Below are 6,652 nucleotides of genomic sequence, written 5' to 3'. Positions count from 1 at the left end.
AAGAGTTTATCAATTAATTGTTTGGTTTCGTCAGATACGGTTTTATTAGTGGGATTGATCACAAACTGACGACCACATTCTTTACATTGACGTTTGGGTTTTCCATTATGAATAGAACCCTTCTTGATCGTATGGTGAGAACCACAATTAGGACAGGGGAATAGAGGTGAAGGGGGTATTTTGTTCGGTGCCAGACTGATATTTGAGTAAGCCAGACAGGAGCCAGAAAAAGATATTTATCAGAAAAGTCATGATCAAGCTAGAGGTTTAAAGACTGATTTGAGCCAATTATTTTTATTAATAAATATTTTACACAATTCATACCAGGTAAGCAAGAGGGCTACGCCACTACTACCAAATCATTACCGTTTTTTGTTACAGCAGTATGGAGCAGCCTAACTGATGGCTATATTTCCAGATTATCGCCCGCAGGAAACCAATCTTCATCGAGAATTTGTTCAAGGGAACCAATGGGAATAGCGGGGAAAGTATCGAGGGATAATTGAGAGCGATCACTGGCATTTTTTCGGGCTGAAAGATAACATTCATCGAAAATTTCGAGAATATAGGGTTTCAGACTAGGACTATCTTTAACTTCTTTGATTATTTGTCGGCGAAAGTTTCTAATTTCCCCTTTCCAGTGACCCTCATTTCTAGCTTTTTCTCCTGTCCAGTAAGTTAGTTTCAGCAAATGTACCAGCAATTGAATCAAAAGATTTTCAATTGTGCGCTTTTCACTCCTTCCCATACTTGCTAACTCCTCCAGTAAATTCTCTAAATCTACCCGCTCAAACTGTCTCGCTTGCAGTTGATTAATGGTAGTTCTAATCCAGAGATAAAAGTCTTCTTCGTACAGGGTTTTATTATCCATAAATACTTCCTTCAACTTAATAAAACGGGGATAATTATAGAATTTAACTATATAAACTAGCTACATATTCACTATAGCCATTATAGGGCAGAGTTTCGATAATTTCCCAAGATAAATCACTTCTACTGCCGATAAATTTCTCCGTTGCTTGCGACCAACGGGGATGGGGTTTACTGGGGTTTACATTAGCCTCAAAATCGTATTCGTGAGCGTCAATTGTGTTCCAGTAGGTGGCGGGTTGTTTGGCGGTAAATTCAATTTTTACTATCGATTTTGCTCCTTTAAAACCGTATTTCCAAGGAATAACCATTCGCAAGGGTGCGCCCTGTTGTTTGGGTAAATCATGACCGAAAATTCCCACGGCAAAGAAAGCTAATTCGTTGGCCATTTCTTCAATTCTTAAACCTTCTGTATAGGGCCAAGGTAAGGCTCCTAAATGTAATCCTGGCCCTTTAGTAATTTCGGGATCATAAAAGGAAGTAAAACGGACGAATTTTGCTTCGGATTTTGGTTCCACTGCCGCGATTAAAGCACTCATAGGAAAACCTAGCCAAGGTAAGACCATTGACCAAGCTTCCACACAACGAAAACGATAGATTCTTTCTTCGAGAGGAAAGGTTTTTTTAATAGTATCTATATCGTAGGTTTGGGGATTTTTTACCAATCCTCCCACTTCTACCGTCCAGGGATTCGTCGGTAATTTCTGCGCTTTTAACCAGATATTTTTGCCCCCTCCGAACTCATAAAAATTATTATATCTCCCCGCTACAGTTTCGGCAACTATGGGGCGATTTACAGTTAAAAAATTCGGATTCTTGCTGAACCCTTCAATTTTAGGTAATTGCAAACTTTTTTCTAAAGCTTCCGAGGAGGAGGATTTACCACAAGCAGTTAATAACAGTGAACTCCCCGCAATTCCTGCCCCGATTAACCCCTGTAAAAAGCGACGACGGTTAAAATAAACACTTTCAGAAGTAACTTCATTTTCGGAAATTTGCCAAGATTTAGCTAAACGAATTAAGACCATAATTATCCCCAATTTTATTGACAAAAAAACAGAGTTATGATAGAGGATACCACAACTCTGATTGTACAATAGTTTGTCAGTTTTGTTAAGAAATTTCGGCGAGCATCGGGGCAGTCACCAGAGGTTCCCGTCGTCCTTTTAAGACCATGGGAACTCCTCGCGAGGGAGCAAGGGTTACACCGCGGCGGCTGGGTTTTTCGGGGGTATTATTAACTAGAGTTAACTGATAATTGGCTAAAATTGTGGCGATAGCGATTTTCATCTCGTAAATAGCTAAAACTTCCCCGATACAACGACGCGCCCCACCACCAAAAGGCATATATTCGTAGGGGGTGAATTGTTTTTCTAAAAAGCGTTCTGGTTTAAAAGTATGGGAATCGGGGAAAGTTTGCTCGCGGTGGTGAGCTAGATAAATACAACCCATAAGAATTGTCCCTTTTTCTAAAGGATAACCATCTAGTTCTACCGGTTCTTCCACTACTCGCGGAAAAGTTAACATTCCCACGGGATGAATGCGTAAAGTTTCCGAACAAACCGCCGAAAGATAGGGTAATCTAGTCATATCAATCGGGTTAGGATTATCTCCTAAAGTGGCTATTTCTTGCAGAATTTTTGCTTTAATTTCTGGGTAGCGATGGGTCCAGTATAGCACCCAAGACATAGCAGTGGCCGTGGTTTCATGACCTGCGAATAATAAGGTCATTAATTCATCGCGCAATTCCTTATCGCTCATCGGGTTGCCTTCTTCATCCCGGGCCGACATCAGTAGTGATAAAATATCGGTGCGATTGGGGTTAGGATTAGCTTTTCTTTCGGCAATTTCTGTGTAGATAATATCATCAATTTTTTCTTGGTAACGCTGGTATTTTCCCCAGGGACTCCAGGAACCAAAATCAGCCCGCAAAATGGGGAAAAATAATAAAGAAGCCATCACCGGAGAGTTAAAAATATCGAGCATTTCAGCGAGAGTTTTTTTCAGGGTTTGATAACGTTCCCCTTGACTAATTCCAAAAACTGCCTCCATAATTACTTGTAAAGCAATCGCTGTGGTCGCTGAACGGGCTTTTAAAGGTTGATTTTCGGGCAATTCTGCCATTACTCTCAGGGTAATATCGCGGATTAAATCGCCGTACAAACGCATTCTTTCCCCGTGAAAAGGTGGCAATAAAAGCTGACGGCGTTTTTTGTGGATATCTCCGTCTAACATGACGACGGAATAATCACCAATAATCGGGGCAATAATCCGATTGGCTTCCCCCGGGGCCGAGAATTGTTTACGGTCATTAGTTAAAAGCTGTTGTAGGGCCGCAGGACTACTGATAAAGATAAAATTATCTACAGTTAAACCCACTTTCGTGCTAAAAATATCGCCATGCTTGCGGGCGGCATTTTCCATAAAAGCTACGGGATTAATGATCCATTGTGCCATTTGCAGGAAGGTAGGTGCTTTGACCTTGGGGATGATTTTCATAGATTGATTGCTATATCCAATGCTAATTATTTCTAATTGTGACATTTTTTCCCCAGAGACGGCAAGGTGTAATATCAAGTAAAGAGCAAAAATTACCGGGCTGTTGGTTGTCTTATCTTCTCCCAGAGAGGGGGATTTTCTGGGAAGTTTCAGGCTTGGCTTTCTGGTCTGAACAATGATAACTAGGGTAGAATAGCTCCCAGTTCTATTTAATTCGCTTCTATAGTTCAATCTCTCTTTTTTCATTCCTTATAGGGACTTTTTATGATTATTTCCAAGTTTTTGCCCTTAGAAAAAACTGTGATTATCAGGCATTTACTGTTATTAACTACATTTAGCCTTGTTTTTCTCCTGACTACTCCCCCCGCTTTTGCCCTCCAATCCAGTGCCTCCACCGGTTTTAATCCTCAAACTATTCTTTTCAATGCCTTAACTTGGGTGGATAGTTTGGGAGGCGTGGGAGCGATCGCGTTTATAATTATCTATATTCTAGCTACTGTGGCCTTTTTTCCCGGTTCAATCCTGACTTTCGGGGCTGGTGTGGTTTTTGGCGTGGTTTTAGGCTCTTTTTACGTCTTTATCGGGGCAACTATCGGCGCTACTGCCGCTTTTCTGGTGGGACGTTATCTGGCTAGGGGTTGGGTAGCGGAAAAAATTCAAGGTAATAATAAATTTCAAGCTATCGATGAAGCTGTGGGGAGAGAAGGCTTAAAAATAGTGCTTTTAACCCGTTTATCTCCCGTATTTCCTTTTAATCTGCTCAATTATGCCTATGGTGTCACCGGGGTTTCCCTGAAAGATTATCTACTAGGTTCCGCAGGCATGATTCCGGGGACAATAATGTATGTTTATATTGGCTCTTTAGCCGGCAATCTTGCCACTATCGGGACCTCGGCACCAGCCACTAACCCAGTTTTACAATGGACTATTCGCCTGATCGGTTTTATCGCTACCGTTGCCGTCACCCTCTACGTCACGAAAATTGCCCGTCAAGCCCTGGCATCAGTTATCAGTGAATAGTCATCGGTTATCAGTCAGGGTGTGGGGTGTGGGGTGTGGGGAAGTGGGGAAGTAGGGTGTGGGGTGTGGGGTGTTAAGATAAACCTCTTGCATAATTAATTTTTCAGGGTTCAAAAACGGCAAAAATAAGAATTAAATTGCATAAACTCTGTAAATAGACCATTTAACTGATTATTATTCATTCTTAATTCTCCTGACTACTGACGACCGGCTACTGACTCCTAACCCTAACAACAATTTTTGATTTTTACAAGAGGTCTAATATGTTTGAAAATAGCTCTAGGGAAGTTAATGTTCTCCCCATGGACGAACATAATCAAAAATTAGTTAATTATCTTCATCCTGCCGATTGGGTCAATCCACAACCCCAAGATTGTTATGATTTAGTCGTCATTGGTGCGGGTACTGCGGGTTTAGTCGTAGCGGCTGGGGCTGCGGGTTTAGATATAGGTTTAAAAGTGGCTTTAGTGGAAAAACACCTCATGGGGGGAGATTGCCTCAATTTCGGTTGTGTTCCTTCTAAATGTCTGATTCGTTCCTCTAGAATTATCGGGGAAATTGAGCAAGCCAAAAAATTAGGAATTAATATTGGGGATACTAGGGTAGATTTTGCCAGAGTCATGACCAGAATGCGGCAAATTCGCGCCGATATTAGCCATAATGATTCGGTGCAACGTTTCCAAAAACTAGGTATCGATGTCTTCTTGGGTAGCGCTCGTTTTTTAGGACAAAATGCTGTGGAAGTGACGGGAAAAACCCTCGATTATAAAAAAGCCGTCATTGCCACTGGTGCTAGGGCTTTTCATCCCCATATCCCCGGACTAAAAGAGGCGGAATTTTATACCAATGAAACAATTTTTTCCCTAACAGAATTACCTCCTCGATTAGCTGTTATCGGTGGCGGGCCGATTGGTTGTGAATTAGCTCAAGCTTTTCAACGGTTAGGCGTGCAGGTGATTTTATTTCATAATCATTCCCATCTTTTGAATAAAGAAGACCAAGAAGCATCCGAAATTATTGAGAATACTTTGCTGCGGGAAGGAATGCAATTAATTCTCTCCTGCCAAATTGAACGGGTGACAAAACATGAGCGGGGTAAAACCATTGAATATACTAGCAACGGTCAAGGAGCAACTATCACCGTCGATGAGATTTTAGTCGGTGCAGGCCGGGAGCCTAATGTGTCAGGATTAAATTTAGAAGCGGTGGCCGTGGAATACGATACTCGTCGGGGAGTCAAAGTTAATGATTATCTGCAAACTACTAACCCGAAAATTTATGCAGCCGGTGATATCTGTCTGGATTGGAAATTTACCCATGCTGCCGATGCAGCCGCCCGTATTGTGATTAAAAATACTCTCTTTTCTCCCTTCGGTTTCGGACGCAATAAGCTCAGTAATTTAGTTATGCCTTGGGTCACTTATACCGACCCAGAAATCGCCCATGTGGGCATGGATGAAACCCAAGCACAAGCCCGGGGATTGGCCACTAATACTATTAAAATTCCTTTGAGTATAGTCGATCGAGCTATCGCTGATGGGGAAACAGCAGGTTTTTTAAAAATTATTCACAAACAAGGTTCCGACCAAATTTTAGGAGCCACTATCGTCGCCTCCCACGCCGGTGAGATGATTTCCCAAATTACTACCGCTATGGTTGCTAAAATCGGACTGAGTAAACTCTCTAGTGTTATTCATCCCTATCCCACCCAAGCGGAAGCGATTAAAAAAGCCGCCGATGCCTATCGCCGAACTCTCTTGACTCCTAATAGTCAAAAATTCTTGGCATTGTTGACTAAATTATCGCCTTAAAATCAGTTATCAGTTATCAGTTATCAGTTATCAGTTATCAGTTATCAGCTATCAGCTATCAGTTAAGCTAAGACGCATTTAAAGCGCTTATTCTTAAGATTAGCCGAATCTCCCCCAATCCCTTTACTGTTGCCTCTTGCCTCTTGCCTCTTGCCTCGTCTGGCCCAAGCAATTTAAATTACGAACAGCTTATCAGAGTTGCGTTTTCTTTTCACTGATTACTGGTTACTGGTTACTGTTTACTGATAACTGAAAATACTCCCCAACTCCCACTCTCCAATAACTAGGGTTTGCGGCAAAAAGTTTGTTGGTGGGGGTAGGGTGTAGGGTGTGGGGTGTGGGGTGTAGGGTTTTACCGATTTTCAGGTGGTCAATTACCTAATTTTCAGGGAAAAAGTCCCGGAATTTTCCCCCCAATCACTCCAATCGCTGGCACTTTTTGATTGACAAAA

5 protein-coding genes and 1 pseudogene are annotated in these 6,652 nt (G+C 41.9%); 2 read left to right on the top strand and 4 right to left on the bottom strand.

Features of this window, described 5'->3' with window-relative positions; all coding sequences use genetic code 11:
* From EWV84_RS09375 to EWV84_RS09360, 4 genes and pseudogenes are all read right to left on the bottom strand, one after another.
* Positions 1 to 252: pseudogene (locus EWV84_RS09375) on the bottom strand (IS1/IS1595 family N-terminal zinc-binding domain-containing protein); the annotation flags it as partial.
* Between the two features lie 154 nt (positions 253 to 406).
* Positions 407 to 871, bottom strand: coding sequence for a DUF29 domain-containing protein (locus tag EWV84_RS09370; RefSeq protein WP_287077791.1), 465 nt, complete (start codon positions 869 to 871; stop codon positions 407 to 409).
* A gap of 43 nt (positions 872 to 914) precedes the next feature.
* Entirely contained in the window at positions 915 to 1,898 is a 984-nt protein-coding gene (msrP, locus tag EWV84_RS09365; protein ID WP_287077790.1) for a protein-methionine-sulfoxide reductase catalytic subunit MsrP, read from the bottom strand.
* Between the two features lie 85 nt (positions 1,899 to 1,983).
* Complete coding sequence (locus EWV84_RS09360) at positions 1,984 to 3,369, bottom strand: cytochrome P450 (protein ID WP_287077792.1); 1,386 nt, start codon at positions 3,367 to 3,369, stop codon at positions 1,984 to 1,986.
* Positions 3,370 to 3,633: 264 nt separating this feature from the next.
* Between EWV84_RS09360 and EWV84_RS09355 the strand changes: the two genes are divergently transcribed.
* Together EWV84_RS09355 and EWV84_RS09350 are read left to right on the top strand one after the other, a co-directional pair.
* On the top strand, positions 3,634 to 4,389 hold the full coding sequence (locus EWV84_RS09355; protein WP_287077789.1) for a TVP38/TMEM64 family protein: 756 nt from the start codon (positions 3,634 to 3,636) through the stop codon (positions 4,387 to 4,389).
* 263 nt (positions 4,390 to 4,652) lie between these two features.
* Positions 4,653 to 6,200: a mercuric reductase gene (locus EWV84_RS09350; RefSeq protein ID WP_287077788.1), complete on the top strand. Its 1,548-nt coding sequence runs from the start codon at positions 4,653 to 4,655 to the stop codon at positions 6,198 to 6,200.
* Positions 6,201 to 6,652 lie beyond the last annotated feature (452 nt).

The organism is Microcystis sp. M_QC_C_20170808_M3Col (genome assembly GCF_007095505.1).
GTDB lineage: Bacteria > Cyanobacteriota > Cyanobacteriia > Cyanobacteriales > Microcystaceae > Microcystis.
This window is presented reverse-complemented; position numbering and strand designations above follow the sequence as displayed.

Excerpts from the sequence above, each read along its gene's own strand:
- EWV84_RS09370 (WP_287077791.1), bottom strand. The coding sequence starts at position 871 with ATGGATAATAAAACCCTGTACGAAGAAGACTTTTATCTCTGGATTAGA.
- msrP (WP_287077790.1), bottom strand. The coding sequence starts at position 1,898 with ATGGTCTTAATTCGTTTAGCTAAATCTTGGCAAATTTCCGAAAATGAA.
- EWV84_RS09360 (WP_287077792.1), bottom strand. The coding sequence starts at position 3,369 with ATGAAAATCATCCCCAAGGTCAAAGCACCTACCTTCCTGCAAATGGCA.
- EWV84_RS09355 (WP_287077789.1), top strand. The coding sequence starts at position 3,634 with ATGATTATTTCCAAGTTTTTGCCCTTAGAAAAAACTGTGATTATCAGG.
- EWV84_RS09350 (WP_287077788.1), top strand. The coding sequence starts at position 4,653 with ATGTTTGAAAATAGCTCTAGGGAAGTTAATGTTCTCCCCATGGACGAA.